This window comes from Lysobacter enzymogenes, assembly GCF_900106525.1.
Lineage (GTDB): Bacteria > Pseudomonadota > Gammaproteobacteria > Xanthomonadales > Xanthomonadaceae > Lysobacter > Lysobacter enzymogenes.
Genome location: NZ_FNOG01000002.1, coordinates 621,561 through 640,579 on the forward strand (window position 1 = coordinate 621,561; position 19,019 = coordinate 640,579).

17 protein-coding genes are annotated in these 19,019 nt (G+C 70.8%); 7 read left to right on the top strand and 10 right to left on the bottom strand.

The window, feature by feature from the left end:
* Positions 1-74: 74 nt before the first annotated feature.
* The 5 genes from BLU84_RS06880 to BLU84_RS06900 all read right to left on the bottom strand — a co-directional run bounded on the left by BLU84_RS06880 (position 75) and on the right by BLU84_RS06900 (position 4,488).
* On the bottom strand, positions 75-710 hold the full coding sequence (locus BLU84_RS06880) for a 2-hydroxychromene-2-carboxylate isomerase (RefSeq protein ID WP_074864334.1): 636 nt from the start codon (positions 708-710) through the stop codon (positions 75-77).
* Positions 711-950: 240 nt separating this feature from the next.
* Positions 951-2,072 (bottom strand): glycine cleavage system aminomethyltransferase GcvT, encoded by a 1,122-nt coding sequence (gcvT, locus tag BLU84_RS06885; protein WP_074864336.1) that lies wholly within the window; start codon positions 2,070-2,072, stop codon positions 951-953.
* Positions 2,073-2,351: 279 nt separating this feature from the next.
* Complete coding sequence (locus BLU84_RS06890) at positions 2,352-3,092, bottom strand: hypothetical protein (protein WP_074864340.1); 741 nt, start codon at positions 3,090-3,092, stop codon at positions 2,352-2,354.
* Positions 3,093-3,095: 3 nt separating this feature from the next.
* Positions 3,096-3,536: an NfeD family protein gene (locus BLU84_RS06895; protein WP_074864342.1), complete on the bottom strand. Its 441-nt coding sequence runs from the start codon at positions 3,534-3,536 to the stop codon at positions 3,096-3,098.
* A 1-nt stretch (position 3,537) separates the two neighbouring features.
* Entirely contained in the window at positions 3,538-4,488 is a 951-nt protein-coding gene (locus tag BLU84_RS06900; protein WP_074864344.1) for an SPFH domain-containing protein, read from the bottom strand.
* Between the two features lie 107 nt (positions 4,489-4,595).
* On the opposite strand from BLU84_RS06900, the gene BLU84_RS06905 reads away from it, so the two are divergent.
* From BLU84_RS06905 to BLU84_RS06915, 3 genes are all read left to right on the top strand, one after another.
* Positions 4,596-5,201, top strand: a complete 606-nt coding sequence (locus BLU84_RS06905; RefSeq protein ID WP_232518340.1) for an RNA polymerase sigma factor — start codon at positions 4,596-4,598, stop codon at positions 5,199-5,201.
* Complete coding sequence (locus BLU84_RS06910) at positions 5,194-6,177, top strand: hypothetical protein (protein ID WP_139174734.1); 984 nt, start codon at positions 5,194-5,196, stop codon at positions 6,175-6,177. Before BLU84_RS06905 ends, BLU84_RS06910 begins: the two co-directional genes overlap by 8 nt.
* Before the next feature lie 63 nt (positions 6,178-6,240).
* The gene (locus tag BLU84_RS06915; RefSeq protein WP_074864350.1) at positions 6,241-7,602 is read left to right on the top strand and encodes a PDZ domain-containing protein; all 1,362 of its coding nucleotides are present in this window, start codon (positions 6,241-6,243) and stop codon (positions 7,600-7,602) included.
* Between the two features lie 471 nt (positions 7,603-8,073).
* Here BLU84_RS06915 and BLU84_RS06920 read toward each other — a convergent pair whose 3' ends face one another.
* The 5 genes from BLU84_RS06920 to BLU84_RS06940 all read right to left on the bottom strand — a co-directional run bounded on the left by BLU84_RS06920 (position 8,074) and on the right by BLU84_RS06940 (position 13,910).
* Entirely contained in the window at positions 8,074-9,030 is a 957-nt protein-coding gene (locus BLU84_RS06920) for a DUF6607 family protein (protein WP_074864353.1), read from the bottom strand.
* A 59-nt stretch (positions 9,031-9,089) separates the two neighbouring features.
* Positions 9,090-9,650 (bottom strand): hypothetical protein, encoded by a 561-nt coding sequence (locus BLU84_RS06925; RefSeq protein WP_083382379.1) that lies wholly within the window; start codon positions 9,648-9,650, stop codon positions 9,090-9,092.
* Between the two features lie 3 nt (positions 9,651-9,653).
* Positions 9,654-11,966 carry a TonB-dependent hemoglobin/transferrin/lactoferrin family receptor gene (locus BLU84_RS06930; protein WP_425479332.1) on the bottom strand — a complete coding sequence of 771 codons (2,313 nt, stop codon included), beginning with the start codon at positions 11,964-11,966 and terminating at the stop codon, positions 9,654-9,656.
* Between the two features lie 430 nt (positions 11,967-12,396).
* On the bottom strand, positions 12,397-12,639 hold the full coding sequence (gene hemP, locus BLU84_RS28340) for a hemin uptake protein HemP (protein WP_074864355.1): 243 nt from the start codon (positions 12,637-12,639) through the stop codon (positions 12,397-12,399).
* A 305-nt stretch (positions 12,640-12,944) separates the two neighbouring features.
* On the bottom strand, positions 12,945-13,910 hold the full coding sequence (locus BLU84_RS06940) for a potassium channel beta subunit family protein (RefSeq protein WP_074864356.1): 966 nt from the start codon (positions 13,908-13,910) through the stop codon (positions 12,945-12,947).
* Positions 13,911-13,987: 77 nt separating this feature from the next.
* Between BLU84_RS06940 and BLU84_RS27455 the strand changes: the two genes are divergently transcribed.
* The 4 genes from BLU84_RS27455 to BLU84_RS06960 all read left to right on the top strand — a co-directional run bounded on the left by BLU84_RS27455 (position 13,988) and on the right by BLU84_RS06960 (position 19,017).
* Complete coding sequence (locus tag BLU84_RS27455; protein WP_139174736.1) at positions 13,988-14,917, top strand: hypothetical protein; 930 nt, start codon at positions 13,988-13,990, stop codon at positions 14,915-14,917.
* Between the two features lie 611 nt (positions 14,918-15,528).
* The gene (locus BLU84_RS06950; RefSeq protein WP_074864358.1) at positions 15,529-16,119 is read left to right on the top strand and encodes a TMEM165/GDT1 family protein; all 591 of its coding nucleotides are present in this window, start codon (positions 15,529-15,531) and stop codon (positions 16,117-16,119) included.
* Positions 16,120-16,245: 126 nt separating this feature from the next.
* Positions 16,246-17,385 carry a GGDEF domain-containing protein gene (locus BLU84_RS06955; protein WP_170849105.1) on the top strand — a complete coding sequence of 380 codons (1,140 nt, stop codon included), beginning with the start codon at positions 16,246-16,248 and terminating at the stop codon, positions 17,383-17,385.
* A 336-nt stretch (positions 17,386-17,721) separates the two neighbouring features.
* Positions 17,722-19,017, top strand: a complete 1,296-nt coding sequence (locus BLU84_RS06960) for a NupC/NupG family nucleoside CNT transporter (protein ID WP_074864362.1) — start codon at positions 17,722-17,724, stop codon at positions 19,015-19,017.
* The last annotated feature ends 2 nt before the right edge of the window (positions 19,018-19,019 follow it).

Below are 19,019 nucleotides of genomic sequence, written 5' to 3' on the forward strand. Positions count from 1 at the left end.
CGATGCCGGCGCGTCGTGGGAGGGGGTGACGACGACCGGCGCGAGCGAGCGGCGCGATCGACCGGTACGAGCGCTCAGCGCGGCGGCCCGGCCGGGGCGAGGAACGGCGCGCGGCCGCTGCGCAGCGCCGCGCCGAGCGCGTCGACGCGATCCTGGCCCCAGAACGGCTCGCCGTTCAATACATAGCCCGGCAGGCCGGGCAGGTCGACGGCGATCGCCGCGGCGGTGTTGTCTTGGTAGATCGCCGCGACCGCCGCGCTGCCGGCCGCGGCGAGGATCGCATCGGCATCGTGACCGGCGTCGCGCAACGCCCGCGCCAGCAGCGCGCGGTCGGCGATGTCCTCGTCCTGCGCCCAGATCGCGCGCAGCACCGCGTCCATGTACTGCGCCGGATCGCGTCCGGCTTCGCACAGCGCGATCGCGCAGCGGTCGGCCAGGCCCGGGTCGACCGGGAAGTGCTTCGGCGTCAGGTTCAACGGCACGCCGCGCTCGGCGCGCGCGCGCTGCAGTTCGACCAGGCGGTAGCGCTGGCGCGCCGGCGCGCGCTGGCCCAGCGGCAGGCCGCCGTTGGCCGAGAACAGTTCGAAGATGCGCACCGGCTTGTAGGCCAAGCGTGCGCCGGTCTCGCGCGTCAGCGCCAGCAGCGGCGCGTGGCCGAGATAGACGTAGGGCGAGATCAGGCTGAAGTAGTAGTCGACGACGACGCTCACGGTGGCAGCTCCATTCAGGTCGGCAGATCGGGGGCAGCGGGATCGGTGCGGTGGTCGATGGAAACAGATCGGTGCGTGGCTTGTGGTCGAAGAGCGTCGGGGCTGAAGCCCCTCCCACAAGAGCGGACGGCGCGACGGGGAGAAGAATGGTGGGAGGGCCTTCAGGCCCGACGCTCTTCTACCAGCCGGCGACGCCCTGGCGATCCGGTCCGGCGACGAACCGGACCGGCGCCAATGCGATCAGCCCAGCACGCCGTCCTGCGCCTGGCCGTCGCGCACGAACGGGAACTTGACCACGCGCACCGGCACTTCCTTGCCGCGGATGTCCACGCGCACGTTGCCGGCCGCGCCGAGCGCGATCTCGCCGGCGGGCACGCGCGCGAATGCGATCGACTTGCCCAGGGTCGGCGAGAACGTGCCCGAGAGGATCTCGCCCTCGCCGTGCGCGGTCAGCACCTTCTGACCGTGGCGCAGCACGCCCTTCTCGTCCATCACCAGGCCGATCATCTGCCGCGGCGCGCCGGTGGCCTTCTGCGCTTCGAGCTTGGCGCGGCCGATGAAGTCGCGGCCCTCGTCCAGCGACACGGTCCAGGCCAGCGCGGCTTCGTACGGCGAGACGGTGTCGTCCATGTCCTGGCCGTAGAGATTCATGCCCGCTTCCAGGCGCAGCGTGTCGCGCGCGCCCAGGCCGGCCGGCTTCACGCCCGCGGCGAGCAGCGCGTCCCACAGCGCCACCGCGCGGTCTTCGGGCACGATCACTTCGAAGCCGTCCTCGCCGGTGTAACCGGTGCGGGCGACGAACAGTTCGATGCCGTCGGCGGTCTGCGCCTGGCCGGCGACGAACTTGCCGAGCTTGCCGATGCGCGCGCGGTCGTCCTCGCGCAGCAGGCCGATCAGCTTCTCGCGCGCGTTCGGGCCCTGCACCGCGATCATCGACAGCTCCGGACGCTCGGTCACGCCGACGCCGAACGCTGCGGCCTGCTGGCCGATCCACGCCAGATCCTTGTCGCGGGTGGCGGCGTTGACCACCAGGCGGAAATAGTCTTCCTCGTGGAAGTAGACGATCAGATCGTCGATGACGCCGCCGTCGGCGTTGAGCATGCAGGTGTACAGCGCCTTGCCCGACTTTTGCAGCTTGTCGACCGAGTTGGCGACCAGGTGGCGCAGGAACTCGCGCACGCGCGCGCCGCGCAGGTCGACCACGGTCATGTGGCTGACGTCGAACATGCCGGCGTCGCGGCGCACCTGGTGGTGTTCTTCGAGCTGCGAGCCGTAGCTGATCGGCATGTCCCAGCCGCCGAAGTCGACCATCTTGGCGCCGAGTGCGCGGTGGGCGTCGTTGAGGATGGTCTTCTGGCTCATGGGCGCGGCCTGCTCTGCTGGTGGGGGTGGGAGCCGGCGATTATCCCTCATGCGCGCGGCGTGCGGGTTTGCCGGATTTCGGTACCCCGGCGAATGGTGGGAGCGGCTTCAAGTATTGCCGGTGCGCTGGATGCGGGTTCGGGGCAGCGGATACCAAAGCGTCGGGGCTGAAGCCCCTCCCACAAAAGCGCGAAGGGCTTCGTCCCAGGCTGCTGTTGTGGGAGGGGCTTTAGCCCCGACGCTTTCGTACCCGATGCGGCAACGCTACCGAAACCCGCCTCACTCCCCGTCGGGCCCTTCGTTGTAGCACTGCACCTCGGCGGTCTTGATCTCGACGAACTTGCCCTTGCCGCGATCCAGCCGCACCGCCCAGCGCACCGCGTCGAAGGTCTCGCGCGCGGCGGCGTTCTCGACCAGGGTGTCGACGATGGCGATCACGCCGGGATCGCCGGCGCCGTCGAACAGGCAGGTGGAAATCGACACGCGCTCGCCGCGCTGCAGCCTGGGATAGGCGACCACGTCGGTGATCTTCCAGCGCGCCTCGTTGCCGGCGCGGCCGACCAGTTCGGCGGCGTAGAGCAGTTGCGAACGGTCTTCGCTGTCGTCGATGGTGCCGATGCTGCGCGCGCAGATCTGCTCGGCGCTGCGGCCGCTGCCGACGCAGCCGCCGGTGTTGGAGCGGTAGCCGTCCGGATACGGCGGCACCACCCGGCCGATCCAGTCGCGCATCGCGGTCTTGCCGTCGTCGCGCACCGCCGGCGGGCGGCCGAGGATCGGGCCGCTCGGCGTCGCCGCGCCGCTCGGCGCGGGCGCGGCTTGCGCCGGCTTAGCCGGCGCGGGCCCGTTCTGCGCGAGCTTGGCCGCGGTCGGCGCACTGGCGGCCGACGCGCGCGTGGCGGCCGGCGTGGTCGGGCCGCCCTGCGCGGCCAGGCACAAGCCCAGCGCGCACGCGCCCAACGCGGTCGACGCGCGCCGGCGCGCCGAGGCGGACGACCAGGGCTTGGCGCAGCGGGCGTTCACCGCTCAGCCCGCCGCTTCCACATGCAGCAACATCGCGTCGGCGCCGACCACGCGCACCATCGCGCCGGCCGGCAGCTCCGGGCCGCTGACGTCCCAGAACGCATCGGCGATCTGCACCCGCCCGCGGCCGGCGACGATGCCGCGCTCCAACGGCACCACCCGCCCGATCAACTGCTCGGCGCGACGGTTCAGCAGCGGCCGGTCGCTGGCCGGCTCGCGCTTGCGGAACCAGGTGCGGTAGACCTGGATCGAAACGAAGCTCAACACCACGAACGCGGCCACCTGGGCCAGCACGGTGAGTCCGGGAAAGGCGAACACCAGCACGAACACCGCCGCCGCAGCCAGGCCGAGCCAGAGCATGAACGCGCCCGGCGCCATCGCCTCGGCTGCGAACAGCAGCAGCGCCAACGCCGCCCAGGCCACGGTCGGCCAGTTCCAGCTCATGTCATGCCCCGCTGCGCGGCGGCCGCGCGCCGTGCGCGGCCTGCTGGGCCATCGCGTCCTTGGCCAGCTCGGCGATGCCGGCGATCGAGCCGATCACCCCGGACGAATCCATCGGCATCATCACGAACTTCTGGTTCGGCGCTTCGGCCAGGGCCTTGAACGCCTCGATGTATTTCTGCGCGACGAAGTAATTGATCGCCTGCACGTTGCCGGCGGCGATCGCGTCGGAGACCAACTGGGTGGCCTTGGCCTCGGCCTCGGCCAGACGCTCGCGCGCCTCGGCCTCGCGGTACGCGGCCTCGCGCTTGCCTTCGGCTTCCAGGATCGCGGCCTGCTTGTCGCCTTCGGCGCGCAGGATTTCCGACTGGCGATGGCCTTCGGCTTCGAGGATGTTGGCGCGCTTCTCGCGCTCGGCCTTCATCTGCCGGGCCATCGAATCGACCAGGTCGCGCGGCGGCTGGATGTCCTTGAGCTCGATGCGGTTGACCTTCAGCCCCCACGGATGGGTGGCCGCGTCCACCGCGTTGAGCACCTTGGTGTTGATCTCGTCGCGCTTGGACAGCGATTCGTCCAGGTCCATCGAACCGATCGCGGTGCGGATGTTGGTCATGACCAAATTGAGGATCGCAACTTCCAGCTGAGCCACCTCATACGCCGCCTTGGCCGCGTCCTGCACCTGGAAGAACACGATGCCGTCGACCTTGACCACCGCGTTGTCCTTGGTGATCACGTCCTGGCTGGGCACCTCCAACACCTGTTCCATCATGTTGATCTTGCGGCCGACGCCGTAGATCACCGGGACCAGGAAGTGCAGGCCGGGGTCCATGGTGTGGGTGTAGCGGCCGAAGCGCTCGACCGTCCACTGGTAGCCCTGCGGGACCATGCGCACGGTCTTGAACAGCAGCACGACGCCGGCGAACACCAGCACCAACGCGAGAAAGCTGGCTCCCATGACTCCCCTCCTTGTCCTTAGTCTTATGGGCGCAGTATAGGCCCAGGCGCCGGCTGCGACCCTTCACGCCCCTGGCGCATCCTTGCCTGGGAATGCCACCCGAACCCATGCCCCTGCCGCCGCCCTCGCCCGTCGCCGACCGGCCCGTGTCGAGCTTCGCCATCGACGTGCCCGAGTCGCTGCTGGCGCGCGCGCGCGCCGGCGAGGGCGCGGCGTTCGAGCAGATCTACCGCTGGTTCGAGCGGCCGGTGTTCACCCTGGCGGTGCGCATCGCCGGCGACCGCGAGGAAGCCACCGAAGTCCTGCAGGAGACCATGCTCAAAGTGCTCACGCGGATCGGCGACTTCCGCGGCCACCGCGACGGCAGCGGCACGCCGTTCTGGGGCTGGCTGCGCCAGATCGCTGTGAACGAGGCCCTGATGCGGCTGCGCAGCCGGCGCCGCCACGAACACGGCGACAGCGACGAAGAGCATCTGGCCGACGACCGCATCCCGCCGCCGCCGGCCGCGGCCGACGCCGCCGCGCTCGGCCGCGCGCTGGCGCAATTGCCCGAGGCGACCCGCAGCGTGCTGTGGCTGTACCACGCCGAGGGCTACACCCATGAGGAGATCGCCGCGCTGATGCAGCGTTCGATCAGTTTTTCAAAATCGCAGCTCGCCCGCGGCAGCCGCCGCCTGCGCCAGTTGCTGGAACCGGAGCAGGCCCATGCCTGATCGTCCCCCGCTCGTTCCGGGCGCGCCTGCCGCAGGCGAGCCGCCTTCGACCTGGGCCGGCGCGTTCGCCGCGGTGCCCGCCGAAACCCCGCCGGCCGACGGCTGGGCGCGCATGGTTGCGCGTTTGCCGGCCGCATCGGCCGCGACGTCGGCCGAGTTCGTCGCGCCGCAATCGGCTGCATCGAAATCGTCCGCACCGCGCGCAGCCGCAACGCCGCTGCGGCGCTGGGCGCTGGCCGCGATGCTGGCCGCGGCGCTGCCGTTGGGCCTGTGGCTGAGCCTGCGCGCGCAGCGGCCGGACGCGGAACCCGCCGCGCCGGTTGTCGCGGCGCAATCGCACGCGACGCCGACGCCGCAGCGCGATCCCGCACCGGCCGATGGCGGCCGCTCCGCGCGAAACGAAGCCGTCGCCGCGGCCGGTACCGGCCCGTCGGTGTCCGCTTCTTCGGCGGCCACTCCTTCTGTATCCGCTCCTTCTATATCAGCGGGCCCATCGGCCTCCGATCCCGCAACGGCCGCCACCGATCGGGACAGCCAGACGCGGGTCGCGACGACAGCGCCGAAGCCGAACGACGCAACCGCACCCGTCGCCGCCGCGTCGCAACACACGGCGACGCGCACGCGACCCGCCGATGCCGGCGCATCCACCGCAGCCGCAGCCGACGCCGACACTCGCCTCGTCGCGCAACTGCGCGAACTGCAAGCCGAGTCGGCCCAGCTCGAAGCCCTGGTCGCCGTCGCGCGCGACGAGCGCGTCGCCAGCGCCTCCGCCGCGGTGATGGGCGCCGGCCTCGACCAGCGCCTGCAACTGATCGACACCGCGCTCGGCGACGCCGCGCTGCCGGCGCCCACCCGCGTCGCGCTGTGGCGCGAACGGGTCGACTCGCTGCGCTCGCTGGCCGGCATGGAAAGCACCCAACGCTGGTACGCCGCGCGCGGCGAACGCTACGACAGCGCGCTGGTACGGGTGGACTGAGCGCGCCGCCGCCCCACCGATCATCGCCACGAACTATCGCCACGACTTTCACTGGAGACCGCCATGTCGTCCCGCTTCCTGCTTCCCGCCCTGCTCGCCGCCGCGATCGGCGGCGCGCTCGCGGTTCCCGCCGCGGCCGGCGCGACCGATGCCGTCGCGACCCCAGCCGTCCCGGCGCCGGCCGAACCGGCCCGGCTCGAATTCGTGCCGGCCCTGCCGGCGCCGCACGCAGTCCCCGCATATTTCATCCGCACCGACACAGCGGCCGTCCCGGCCCAGGCCATCCCGGCCGGCGTCGCGCCGCACCAAACCCGAGCCTATTTCTTCGCCGACACCGACACCGCGCCGCGCTTGCTGGCGCAGGCGCGGCCGATGGTGGTGGAGATGCGCCGCCCCGCCTATCCCATCGGCGCCCTGCCCGAGCCCTCGCAGTTCGGCCCGGTGCTGATCAGCGACGACCTGCGCGGCCCGCAGCTCGGGGTGATCCTGGCTCCGGACGAGCGCAGCGGCGTGGCCATCCTCGCAGTCACCCCGGGCAGCGCTGCGGCCCGCGCCGGCCTGCGCAGCGGCGACCGCCTGCTCGCGGTCGACGAACGCAAGCTCGCCGGCAAGAACGGCGAAGCGCGCCTGGGCGAAGCGCGCGAGCGGATCGCCAAGCTCGAAGCCGGCAAGCCGGTGCGCATCCGCTACCAGCGCGAGCAGCGCGAGGCCACGGTCGAACTCGCGCCGCAGGTCGGCGAGCGGATCATGGTCTACCGCAATCCCGACGGCAGCGAATACGTCACCAATCGGTACGCGCGCACCGTCGTCATCGATTCGGTGCCCGCCGCCGGCATCGCGGTCGCGCCGGGCCTGCGCACCGAGATCCACCGCATCGGCCCGGACCTGGACTGCGCCGGCAAGGACAAGGGCAAGGCCCGGCATCCGGCCTGCAGCATGCCGCTGATCAGCGAGGCGCTGCGCTGGAACGGCCTCAACCTGGCCACGGTCGAGCCCAAGCTCGGCCGCTACTTCGGCGCCCAGCGCGGCGTGCTGGTGCTCAGCGCGCCGGCCGGGCTCAAGGGGCTGGAAGCCGGCGACGTGATCCAGAGCGTCGACGGCCGCGCGGTCGACACCCCGCGCCAGACCATGGACGCCTTGCGCGACAAGCCCGAAGGCGCGCAGGTCGAGATCGGTTATCTGCGCGACCGCAACAGCGCCAAGCTCAAGCTCAGCGTGCCCAAGGCAGTGGCTTGGGTGCCGCCCGCGCCTCCGCCTCCGCCGCCGGCACCGCCTGCACCGCCCGCGCCGCCGGCCGCACCCGCAGCGCCGGTCCCGCCTCCTCCGCCTCCGCCCCCGCCGCCGCCGAAGGGCCGGCCCGCGGCCGCGCTGCCGGCGCCGCCGATGCCACCGATCCAAGCCGTGCCCGCCGAACCGATCGTCTGAGCGCGCAGTGTTCCCCTAGTCGGGCCGGCGGCGACACGCACCGGCCCGGCTCTTTTCATCAGCGTCGAACGCACCGAAGTCTCCCTGTAGGAGCGGCGCGAGCCGCGACCGCGCAGCGTCCGGTCGCGCCGAATGCAGAGCGGCCGGCGACGCGGGCGTAGTGGGTTTCGTCGTAGCCGCGGTGGCGCGGTCGCGGCTTGCGCCGCTCCTACAAGGGGCGTCCGCTACGGCGCAGTCGATGCGAAAGGAATCGCCGCCAACAAAGACGCGGGCGTAGTGGGCTTCGTCGTAGCCGCGGTGGCGCGGTCGCGGCTTGCGCCGCTCCTACAGGGGGCGTCCGCTGCGGCGCAGTCGATGAAGAAGGAATCGCGGCCAACAAAAAGGCCGGGCATCCTGCCCGGCCGGTTCCGATCATCGCTCCGACACCCGCGCTCCTTCGCAGGCCCGCGCCGGAAACTCTCGCGCCGCGGCTTACTCGGCCGGCGCCGCGGTCACCCACTTGGCGAACACCTGGTCGATGTCCTTGTCGGCGACCTTCTTGCCCTCTTCCAGCTTGCCGGCCTGTTCGAACAGCGGAATGATCATCGCCATGCCGTCGATCTTGGTCTTCAGCCGGACGCCCGGCGCCTTGCCGAGATAACCGTCCCAGCGCTCGCGCACCTTGGCCCAGAAGCCGCGGGTCGCGTCCCAGTATTTGTAGGCCGGCTTGAAGTCGACTTCCTTGGTCTTGACGTAATCGTTGAAGCCGAACTCGCGCGCCAGCGGCTCCTGGCTGCCGTCGGGCTTGCGCAGCACCTTGGTGTTGAACTGCTCGTGGGTCCAGCCGTTCGGGGTCAGGGTGTGGCGGTTGATCGCGACGATGGCGTTGTAGTCGCTGCGCTTGGTGTATTCGCGCCGCGGCAGCGGACGCCAGCTCGGATCGCTGGTCCAGGTGGCGTGGCCGTCGCGGTAGTCCCAGCGGCCGGTGCCGCAGTAGCGCGGCGCGTCGCTGACCTCGTACACGCACTGGGTCCAGGCGCCGCGGTTGAGTTCGGCCGGAATTTTGCGCACGTGCCAGGTCTGGTCGGCGCTGAACTCGAAGCGCTGCGGCGCCTCGAAGCTCCAATCCTGGCGCCAGTGCTTGGTCACGTGGCCGCTCTTGCCGTCGACCAGGATGTGCTGCAGCACCACCTTGGTCGGGGTGTCCTCGACCACGATCACGGTCTCGTTGCCGCCGCTGCGCATCGCCGGCGCGCGCTCGTAGCCGGGCTTGAGCAGCACGGTTTCGTCGAAGGCGAAATCGACGATGTACTCGCCCTGCATGGCCAGGATCGAGGCGCGGTCGCGGGCGATGTCGGCGGACTGGGCCAGCGCCGAGGTGCTGCACAGCAGGCCGGTGGAAAGCAGGCAGGAGGCCAGCACGCTGGCGCGGAAGTGACGAAGGTTCATGGGTTCTCGATTGGCTCTTTGGCTGTAGACAAATAGATAAGGAGGGAACGCATCGGCGCTCAGGGCTTCGCTGCCGCCGCGGCGGCCGAGGCCAGGCAACAACAGGCGTGGGCGCGCTCGTCCAGACGCGCGCCGGCCGCGGCGGCGATCCGCCGCGCCTGCGACCGGCCCAGCGGCGACAGCGCGGCCGCTTCGGCGAGCAGCACGCAATGGCCGGCCTCGTCGCGCAGCACGCTCAGGCGCAAGACCTGCGCGCGCCAGCCGCCGCGCAGGCGGCGCAGCCAGCGCGAGGCGGCCGCCCACGCGTCGGTGCGCGCGGGTGCGGCCGCCAGCGCCGCGCAGGCGTCGTCCCAGGCGAGGAAATCGCTGTCGGCCAGCAGATACAGCCGCCAGCATTCGCGCCCGGCCGCGTCGCGGAACGACAGCGCTTCGCTCGCGCCGTCGCCCAGCCGCCGCGCCTCGCGCGCCGCCAGCCAACCGGCCAGCACGTCGCGCTGGCGCCGCGGATGCACGCACAGCACCGTCGCCACCGCTGCCAGCCGCTCCGGCGCGGGCAGCGCGGCGCGCGCGCCGGCGTGGCCGGGCAGCAGCGAGAAAACCGACGACGGCGCCGCGCGCACGGCTTACCAGCTCACCGCCACGCTGGCGCCGACGTTGCGGCCCGGCGCGGTGTAGCGGTCGAGGATGGCGCTGCTCGCGGTCAACGCGCCCGGAACGTCGCCGTTGTCCCAGTACTTCTTGTCGCCCAGGTTGAACACGCCGACGTTGAACTTGGCGCCCGGGGCGAAGTTCCAGTGCGCGAGCAGGTCGTACACGCCGTACCCCGGCGCGGCGAAACGGCCGGCCTCGGGCAGGTCGCTCTTGCGGCGGGCGAAACGGCCGGCCAGCTCCACGCCCCAGGTGTCGCGGTCGTAGGCGACGCCGACGGTGGCGGTCAGCGGCGCGATCGATTCCAGCGGACGGTCGTCGGTCTTGTCCTCGCCCTTGCTGTAGGCGGCGGCGAAGCGGCTCGACCAGCCGGCCAGCGACGGATACAGCTCGCCGAAGTCCACGCCGCCGCGCAGCTCGACGCCGCGGATGCGCGCCTTTTCGACGTTCTGCGACTGGAACACGATCAACGGCGACTGCGGCGGCGCGCTGACCTGGCGGTTGGACTCGATGAAGTCCTTGTAGTCGTTGTAATAGCCCGACAGCTGCGCATACACCGCCTTGCCGCTGTAGCGCAGGCCCAGCTCGTAGCCGTTGCTGGTTTCCGGCTTGAGGTTCGGGTTCGGAATCGCGGTGTAGCCGAACTGCAGGTTGGTGAAGCCGAGATTGACGTCGCTGTAGGGCGGCGCGCGGAAGCCGCGCTGGTAGCCGCCGTACAGCGACCAGTCCTGGGCGAAGTGCCAGACCGCGCCGAGCTTGGGCGAGACGCTGGTCTTGGTCAGGTCGCTGATCTTCACCCCCGGGTTGTCGCCGTTCCAGATCGCATCGCTCTGCGGCTTGAGCTCGTAACGGTCCACGCGCACCGCCGGCACCAGCCGGAACGCGCCGTCGGCGAAGCGGATCTCGTCCTGCACGAACACGCCGGCGTTGCGGGTCTTGCTGATCGGGAAATCGCGCACCGGGAACGCATCGGGCGAAATGGTGCTGCTGATCGCGCCGGTGGTCAGGTTGACCGAGCGGCCGTCGCGCTTCTGGCGGAATTCGGTCTGCTCGTATTCGAAGCCGTAGGTCAGCGTGTGCTCGACCGAGCCGGTGGCGAAGTCCTTGTGCGCGGTGGCTTCGGCGCCGTAGACGCGCTGGTCGAAGTTGAACTCGCGCAGGCGTAGGGTCGGGCTGGTGTCGCGGCCGCCGACGACGCTGGCGCGTTGCTCGCGGGTACGCTGGGTGGTCTCGCTGTCCTGACGATAGACCTGCCAGTTGAGCGAATCGGCCAGCACGCTGTCGAGCGAGTCGATCTCGTGGGCGAACGCCACCCGGGCGCGGGTCTGGTGGTCGTTGCCGTACATCGACAGCACCCGCGTGCGCGGCGCGGTCGGCGGCAGGCCCGGGGTCAGCGCGCTCAGGCCCAGGGCGCTGAACACGTCGGTCTTGGTGCGGTCTTCGCTGCCTTCCACGGTCAGGCGGAGGCGCTGGTTCTCGCTCGGCGCGAACACCAGCTTGCTCAGCAGGCTGCGGCCTTCGAAGCTCTGCGGATTGGCGCGAGTGCGGCGGCTGTCGTGGGCGTCGTTGTCGCCCTGGTTCTCGGTCTCCTTGCCCTGGTGGTGGTTGACCACGACCAGGCCGGACCAGCGCTCGCCGGCGAAGGCGGCGGTGGCGCTGCCGTAGATGCCTTCGTTCTGGCTCTCGGCGCCGAGCTTGAGGCCGAAGTAGGACTTGGCGCCGTCCTTGAGGTAATCCGCGGGATCCTTGGTCACGAACGAAACCACGCCGCCGAGCGCGTCGGAGCCGTGCAGCGCGCTGGACGGGCCGCGCACGACCTCGACTTCCTTGACCGTGTCCAGGTCGACGAAGTTGCGCCCGGCGTTGGAGAAGCTGCCGATGGAGAAGCCGTCGGATACCGAGATGCCGTCGATCAGCACGCGCACGCGGTTGCCGCCGAGGCCGCGGATGCGGATGTCGCCCAGGCCGAAGCGCTCGCGGTTGCCGCCCACGTCAATGCCCGGCTCGTAGCGGAACAGGTCGCGGATGTTGCGGGTCAGCTCGTTGTCCATGCGCTCGCGGTCGATCGCGCTGACCGTGGCGGGCACGTCCTGCACGGCGCGCTCGGTGCGGGTGGCGCTGACCACCACGCGATTGAGTTCGTTGACCTCGCCGCTGGCGTCGGGCGCGTCGGCGGCGTGCGCGGCCGGCAACGCCAGCAACAGAGCCAGGGCCAGCGCGGAGCGCGCGGGAAGGACGGACGGAAAAACAGGGCGCGCGGACGCAGCCGGGGTATGGACGCGGGACATTCTTCGACTCGGTTGGATGAACAGTGGAACCGAGGCGAGCTGGCATCCGGAGAGAGGCGGGGCTGGCAGCCTGGGAGAGAGGTGCTGGCAAGTCGGCGGACCGACGCACCGCACCGCGCCCGGGGGTGGGCGCGGTGCGGGTGGTGCTTGCGGTGGCGCGGCTGCGGCGGCGGGCTCGGCAACGCGGTTGGGATTCGGGCGGCGGGACGTTGGGCGTCCTGTGCCTGGAGAATCTGGGCCGACGTGGGAGGGGATGTTGCTGAGCGGGCTGGGCTGGAGGCGCGCCTTGCGCGGGGTTGCTTGGACGGGATCGAGTGCGGACTGGATTCGGGCGTCGGGGCGGTTGCTTTGCCTCAGCGCTGAGGAATCCGGACCGGTGCGGCGTGGATGTTGCTGAGCGGGCTTGGGTGGAAGCGCGCCGTACGCGGGGTTACTTGGTGAGGATCAGCTTGTCGTTGCGGGTATGGCGCAGGCGATAGACCTCGCCGCCGTGGCGGATCAGGACTTCGCGGGCGCCGCGCAGCAGGGCGGCGCTCTCGACCAGTCCGCCCTGGGCGGCGGCGACCACCGCCGCGGCGGCGGCCGGCGCGACCGCGGCGACCGGCGGGGCGACCGCGGCCAGGGAACGATCAGTACGGGGCTTCAGCTGCAGCACGGGGTTGCGCAGAGACATGGCGGTGACTCGTTCGGGGGTGGGCTCCCGAATGATGATAATGATTCTCATTTGCCAGTCAACACGCGATTGCGTGAATCTGCGAGCCCGGTCAAACCGTCCGTCGGCGGGACGGTCCCGGAGCACCCTGTAGGAGCGGCGCAGGCCGCGACCGCGCCGCCCCGACTACGGCGCCCCGCCCTACGCCGACGTTCATGCCAGACGCCCACGCCGTAGGGCCAGCGCCGGCATCGCAGCCGCGCCGTGGTTCGGATTGCCGCGGTCGCGGCTCGCGCCGCTCCTACAAGGGGCGGTCGCCTCTGCGATCAGGCCGTGGCGGCTTCCACCCGCTGCCAGGCGGTGTCGTCCAACTGCAGCTCCAGCGCCTGCAGGTTCTGCAGCAACTGCTCGACCCGGCTGGCGCCGAGGATCGCCGTGGACACATGCGGATTGCGCAGACACCAGGCGATCGCCAGCGACGCCGGCGCCACGCCCAGTTCGTCGGCCAGGGCGACGAACGCCGCGACCCGTTCGAGCCGGCGCTGGCCGGATTCGCCGACCGCGATCCGCCGCAGCCATTCCTTGTCGGTATGGCCGAGCCGGCTCTCGCCTTCGAAACCGCCGCGGTACTTGCCGGTCAACAGGCCCGAAGCCAGCGGCGACCAGATCGTCGTGCCCAGGCCCAGCTCGGCGTACAGCGGCGCGTATTCCAGTTCGACCCGCTCGCGATGCAGCAGGTTGTACTGCGGCTGTTCCATCGTCGGCGCGTGCAGGTGATGGGCGCGGGCGATCTTGTGCGCCTCGCGGATCAGCGCCGCCGGCCATTCGGAGGTACCCCAGTACAAGACCTTGCCCTGGCGGATCAGCGCGTCCATCGCCCACACGGTTTCTTCCACCGGCACATCCGGGTCGGGGCGATGGCAGAAATACAGGTCCAGGTGCTCGACCTGCAGCCGCCGCAACGCGGCGTGGCAGGCTTCGGTGACGTGCTTGCGCGACAGGCCGCGCTGGGTCGGCAACGGCTCGGCTTGCGCGCCGAAGAACACCTTGCTCGACACGCAGTAGCCATCGCGCGGCAGGCCCAGCTCGGCGAGCGCCACGCCCATCACCCGCTCGGCTTCGCCGTTGGCGTAGCCCTCGGCGTTGTCGAAGAAATTGATCCCGTGGTCCCAGGCTGCGGCGATCAAGTCGCGCGCGGTGTCGCGGCCGATCTGCGCGCCGAAGGTGACCCAGGCGCCGAACGACAGCGCCGACACCTTCAGCCCGGACGAACCCAGTCGACGGTATTGCATAGCACGGCTCCGAATCGGATGGACGATTGCGGGCATGCTACGCCGGTGTACGCATCGAGACAGGACGGCAGCGGACGATGAAGGCCGGCATCCGGGTTTGGCTCGCAGCGGCGATCGCGCTCGCGATCGCACTGCTGGTCTGGCAGCAATGGCACGGACGCGACGCGGCGCCCGTGGTGGCGGCGACGCCCGCGCCCGAAGCGGCGCCGGCTCCGGCGCCCGCCGTCGTTGCAGCGCCTGCGCCGGCACCGCAACCGGCGCAGGCCGACTACCGCCAGCGTCGCCAGGCCGAACTGCGCCAGCGCGCCGAAGCCGGCGACAGCCGCGCCGCCTGCCAGCTAGGCGTCGAACTGCTGCGCTGCGCCGATACCTCCGCCGCGCAGCAGTTGCTCGCCTCCGCCGAACAAAACGCCAGCGCCTCGCTGGCGCCGGACCAGCGCGCCTACATGGCGCGGATGGAAGACCGCGCGCGGCGGATCATCGCCGAATGCCGCGATTCGCACAGCGACGCCTGGCGCCAGGGCAACCGCTACCTGCGCCAGGCCGCGCTGGCCGGCGAGCCCGAAGCGATGTACCGCTACGCGCGCGGCGACTCGGTGCTGCTGGACTACTCCCACCTCAACACGCCCGAGTTCGACCGCTGGCGCGCCGAGGCCGGCGCGTTGCTGCAACTCTCGTTCGAAGCCGGCTACGTGCCGGCGCTGTTCGATCTGATGATCGCGTACGGCGACGATTCCTCGCCGACCGCCGGCCTGATCGCCAACGACCCGACCAAGGCGCGGGCGATGCGGCTACTGGTGGCGCGGCTGACCGCCAAGCCCGCCGATCCGCCGGCTGCGCGCGACGTCGCGCTGGAGCCGGCGGCGGCGGCGTTGGCGGCGCAGTGGCAGCGCGATTACTTCGCCGCGGTGAAACCGCCGTTGCAGCGTCAGCCGCGGGTGATGCCGGCGAGTTTCGCGGCGTTGTATGGCGAGGAAGGCGGCGAGACGTCGGCGTGTTCGCAGTGAGTGCGGTGGTTGGGGCGGCGGATTCGACGTAGCGGTTGCGCTGCGCGGCATTGCCAGCCGTGAGCGATTCGGCCGGGTTGCGGTCGGTGTTGTTTTGTTCGTTGCCGTTCGCGGCGTCGGTTTGAAACGACGTTCGGAGCCTGCGCTGCAGTAAGAAGATGTCGTCGTGGTTGCGTTGTCGCGGTCGCGGCTCGCGCCGCTCCTACAGTCGCAAACGCAACCGGCCGGAGCCCCTTGTAGGAGCGGCGCGAGCCGCGACCGCGACAACGCAACTACGACGACACCCGCGCGCGCCCCACGCCCGTCCCCACCACATTCAGCCACCCAACCGAGAAAGCCTCTCATTTGCTGCATCGCCCCAGCGATGTGGCTACAATGCGCGCACTTTCCTCCTCCGGGGAGTAGCCCACCCGCCGGCGTCAGCTCGCGGGGGCATGCGTCAACACACTTGGCCAGCAGGCCATGGCGTATGAGCGGCAGCCAGCGCGAGCGTCTTTCGACCTCGAGCCAGCGACCACGGGCAAGACCGAAGGCAGGCGTTGTGCGTACCCGGGTCGGGCCGCGCGGCGTTTGCCTTCGCGTCCACGCGAATGCCCGACCCTGGAGCTCTCATGGATCTGTCCCACTTCCCGGCCTGGGTCGTCGCCTCCGCCGTTTCCACCGGTACCGTCGCGCTCGCCGAAATCGGCGACAAAACGCAGCTGCTGGCCCTGTTGCTGGCCGCCCGCTTCCGCAAGCCGGTGCCGATCATCCTCGGCATCCTCGTCGCGACCCTGCTCAACCACGCGCTGGCCGCCTGGTTCGGCACCCTGGTCGCGGCCTTCCTCAAGCCCGAAATCCTGCGCTGGGTGGTCGCCGCGAGCTTCCTGGCGGTGGCGCTGTGGACGCTCAAGCCCGACAAGCTCGACGAGGGCGAGACCCAGTTCTCCGCGCGCGGCGCGTTCATCGCCACCACCATCGCGTTCTTCTTCGCCGAGATCGGCGACAAGACCCAGGTCGCCACGGTGCTGCTGGCGACCCGCTACGAGCCGCTGTGGGCGGTGATCGTGGGCACCACCGTCGGCATGCTGCTGGCCAACGTGCCGGTGGCCCTGCTCGGCGCCCGCTTCGCCGACCGCCTGCCGCTCAAGGCCGCGCGCCTGGTCGCCGCCGCGGTGTTCGCCGCGCTGGCCTTGTGGGTGGCGATCCGCGGCATCGGCTGAGCATGGCCGCGCTGCCGCCGCGGCCGGTCCGCGGCGGTGCGGGCGGCGAACCGCGCCTTCCCTGACACGGTGTCAGGCCCTGCTCGCGCTATGCTCGCGCGGGGCCGAGGCGACGGAAGGACGGGGATGTACCAGGGCGTAGGCGGGCGGATGCGCAGCGTGTTGGTCGCGCTGCTGTCGCGCCCGGACGAAATCATGCTCGAGATCGGCGCCGGCGGCGAACTGCTGGTGGCGCGGCTGCGCGCGGTGCTGGCGGCGATGCTGCTGCTGTTGCCGCTGTTCAACGCGCTCGGCGGCGGCAGCGTCAAGGAAACCCTGATCGGCCTGGGCGGCGCGGTCTTCGTCAATGTGTTCTCGCAACTGTGGCTGGGGCTGGCGCGACGCCAGCGCCGCTACCGCTGGCTGCCGTTCTGCACCGCCGCCTTCGACGTCACCGCCACCACCGCGGTGCTGGCGATGCTGGCCGTGCAGCACCTGCCGGCCGGGCTCAACAGCCTGATCGTGTGGTGCGGCTATCTGCTCGCGATCTTGATGACCGCGCTGCGCAGCGACGGCCGCGTGACCTTGTTCGCCGGGGTGCTGGCGCTGCTGCAGTACGGCCTGCTGGTGCTGTGGGTGTTTGCCTCGTCCGGTTCGCCCGAAGACCTGATGTCCAGCGATTACGGCGCGGTCACCGTCGGCAGCCAGACCCAGCGCCTGGTGCTGCTGGCGATGATGACCCTGGCCACCTCGATGGTGGTGTACCGGATGCAGCGGCTGATCGAGATGTCCGGCACCGACGGCCTGACCCGGCTGCCGAACCGGACCTGGCTGACCCACCGCATCCCGCGCCTGTTCGACGCGGTGCGCCGCGACGGCGGCAGCTTGACCCTGGCGCTGATCGACCTGGACCACTTCAAGCGCATCAACGACGACTACGGCCACCGCCTCGGCGACCGCAGCCTGCGCCATCTGGTGGCGGTGCTGCGCGAGCAGGCCGAGCCCAGCGAATGGCTGGTGCGATTGAGCGGCGGCGAGTTCCTGTTGGTGATGCGCAAGCCGCTGGGCACCGCGTTCGAGGAAGTCGACGCGATCCGCCGCACCGTCGCCGAGCGCCCGTTCGAGCCCGGCCGCGGCGCCGAGCCGCTGTGGCTGAGCTTCAGCGCGGGGTTGGTGACCTTTCCGCAGGAAGGCGGCGACCTGTCGCGGCTGCTGCGCCGCGCCGACCTGCGCCTGCAACGGGCCAAGCAATCCGGCCGCAACCGGGTGGTGGCGCGCGATCTTTGACCGGCGCGCGGGCCGGCTGAACGATTTGGCCGGATTGTGTCGGGTGCGGCCCGCTTCGGTTCGACGCCGCTTTAGCCGGCGCAAACGCAGCTGCGAGCACGCTGCGGCGCGGTTTTCGCCGTATTGCGGCGCGGCCGCGGGTCGCGGCGCCATGGCGCCGGCCAGGAGGTTTCTGCCCTGCCCCGCCCCAGCGGCCCGCCGGCCCGCTAAAATCGGCGGTTTTCGCGTCCTGCGCTGCGCCGCGGCTTGCTGCTGACGCCCGCTGCCACTAGGCTGCGCCGACTAACTATTAGACGTCCAAACGCCGCCGGGGCTCCGGCGCCCGGGGAGAGTGGAGTGGATTCGATTTCGCGCGTGGGCTTCGGCCTGTTCGGACTGGCGGTGCTCGTCGCTATCGCTTGGGTGTTCTCGGTCAACCGCCGCAAGGTCGACTGGAAGCTGGTCGCCACCGGCATCACCTTGCAGATCGCGTTCGCCGCGGTGGTGCTGTTGGTGCCGGGCGGCAAGGACGTGTTCGACGCCATCGGCAAGGGCTTCGTGCGCGTGCTGGAATTCGTGGGCGCCGGTTCGAAGTTCATCTTCGGCGACCTCATGGACGTGAGCAAATTCGGCTTCATCTTCGCCTTCCAGGTGCTGCCGACGATCATCTTCTTTTCCGCGCTGATGGGCGTGCTCTACCACCTGGGCGTGATGCAGGCGGTGGTGCGCGGCATGGCCTGGGCGATCACCAAGGTCATGCGCGTGTCGGGCGCGGAAACCACCAGCGTCTGCGCCAGCGTGTTCATCGGCCAGACCGAGGCGCCGCTGACCGTGCGCCCGTACATTCCGAAGATGACCGAGTCGGAGCTGATCACGATGATGATCGGCGGCATGGCCCACATCGCCGGCGGCGTGCTCGCGGCCTACGTGGGCATGCTCGGCGCCGGCGATCCGGCGGCGCAGGCGTTCTACGCCAAGCACCTGCTGGCCGCGTCGATCATGGCCGCGCCGGCGACGCTGGTGATCGCCAAGATCCTGGTGCCCGAGACCGGCGAGCCGCTGACCCGCGGCACGATCAAGATGGAAGTGGAAAAGAACACCGCCAACATCATCGACGCCGCCGCCGCGGGCGCCGGCGACGGCCTGCGCCTGGCGCTGAACATCGGCGCGATGCTGCTGGCCTTCATCGCGCTGATGGCGCTGATCAACGCGCCGCTGACCTGGATCGGCGAGTACACCGGCCTGGCTGCGGCGATCGGCAAGCCGACCAACCTGTCGACCATTCTCGGCTTCGTGCTGGCGCCGATCGCCTGGGTCATCGGCACCCCGTGGGCCGACGCCAACGTGGTCGGCGGCCTGATCGGCGAGAAGGTCGTGCTCAACGAGTTCGTCGCCTACACCCATCTGGCCGACATCGTGAACGGCAAGGTCGCCGGCGTGAGCCTGAGCGACGAGGGCCGCCTGATCGCGACCTACGCGCTGTGCGGTTTCGCCAACTTCTCCTCGATCGCGATCCAGATCGGCGGCATCGGCGGCCTCGCCCCGGAGCGTCGCCAGGACCTGGCCCGCTTCGGCCTGCGCGCGGTGCTGGGCGGCTCGATCGCCACCTTCATGACCGCGACCATCGCCGGCGTGCTGACCCACTTCTCGTAAGC

Bases quoted from the DNA above. Each gene is read 5' to 3' on its own strand.
- BLU84_RS06895 (WP_074864342.1), bottom strand. From the start codon at position 3,536: ATGAGCTGGAACTGGCCGACCGTGGCCTGGGCGGCGTTGGCGCTGCTG.
- BLU84_RS06905 (WP_232518340.1), top strand. From the start codon at position 4,596: ATGCCCCTGCCGCCGCCCTCGCCCGTCGCCGACCGGCCCGTGTCGAGC.
- BLU84_RS06950 (WP_074864358.1), top strand. From the start codon at position 15,529: ATGGATCTGTCCCACTTCCCGGCCTGGGTCGTCGCCTCCGCCGTTTCC.
- BLU84_RS06910 (WP_139174734.1), top strand. From the start codon at position 5,194: ATGCCTGATCGTCCCCCGCTCGTTCCGGGCGCGCCTGCCGCAGGCGAG.
- BLU84_RS06955 (WP_170849105.1), top strand. From the start codon at position 16,246: ATGTACCAGGGCGTAGGCGGGCGGATGCGCAGCGTGTTGGTCGCGCTG.
- BLU84_RS27455 (WP_139174736.1), top strand. From the start codon at position 13,988: ATGAAGGCCGGCATCCGGGTTTGGCTCGCAGCGGCGATCGCGCTCGCG.
- BLU84_RS06930 (WP_425479332.1), bottom strand. From the start codon at position 11,966: ATGTCCCGCGTCCATACCCCGGCTGCGTCCGCGCGCCCTGTTTTTCCG.
- BLU84_RS06900 (WP_074864344.1), bottom strand. From the start codon at position 4,488: ATGGGAGCCAGCTTTCTCGCGTTGGTGCTGGTGTTCGCCGGCGTCGTG.
- BLU84_RS06915 (WP_074864350.1), top strand. From the start codon at position 6,241: ATGTCGTCCCGCTTCCTGCTTCCCGCCCTGCTCGCCGCCGCGATCGGC.
- hemP (WP_074864355.1), bottom strand. From the start codon at position 12,639: ATGTCTCTGCGCAACCCCGTGCTGCAGCTGAAGCCCCGTACTGATCGT.
- BLU84_RS06920 (WP_074864353.1), bottom strand. From the start codon at position 9,030: ATGAACCTTCGTCACTTCCGCGCCAGCGTGCTGGCCTCCTGCCTGCTT.
- BLU84_RS06940 (WP_074864356.1), bottom strand. From the start codon at position 13,910: ATGCAATACCGTCGACTGGGTTCGTCCGGGCTGAAGGTGTCGGCGCTG.
- gcvT (WP_074864336.1), bottom strand. From the start codon at position 2,072: ATGAGCCAGAAGACCATCCTCAACGACGCCCACCGCGCACTCGGCGCC.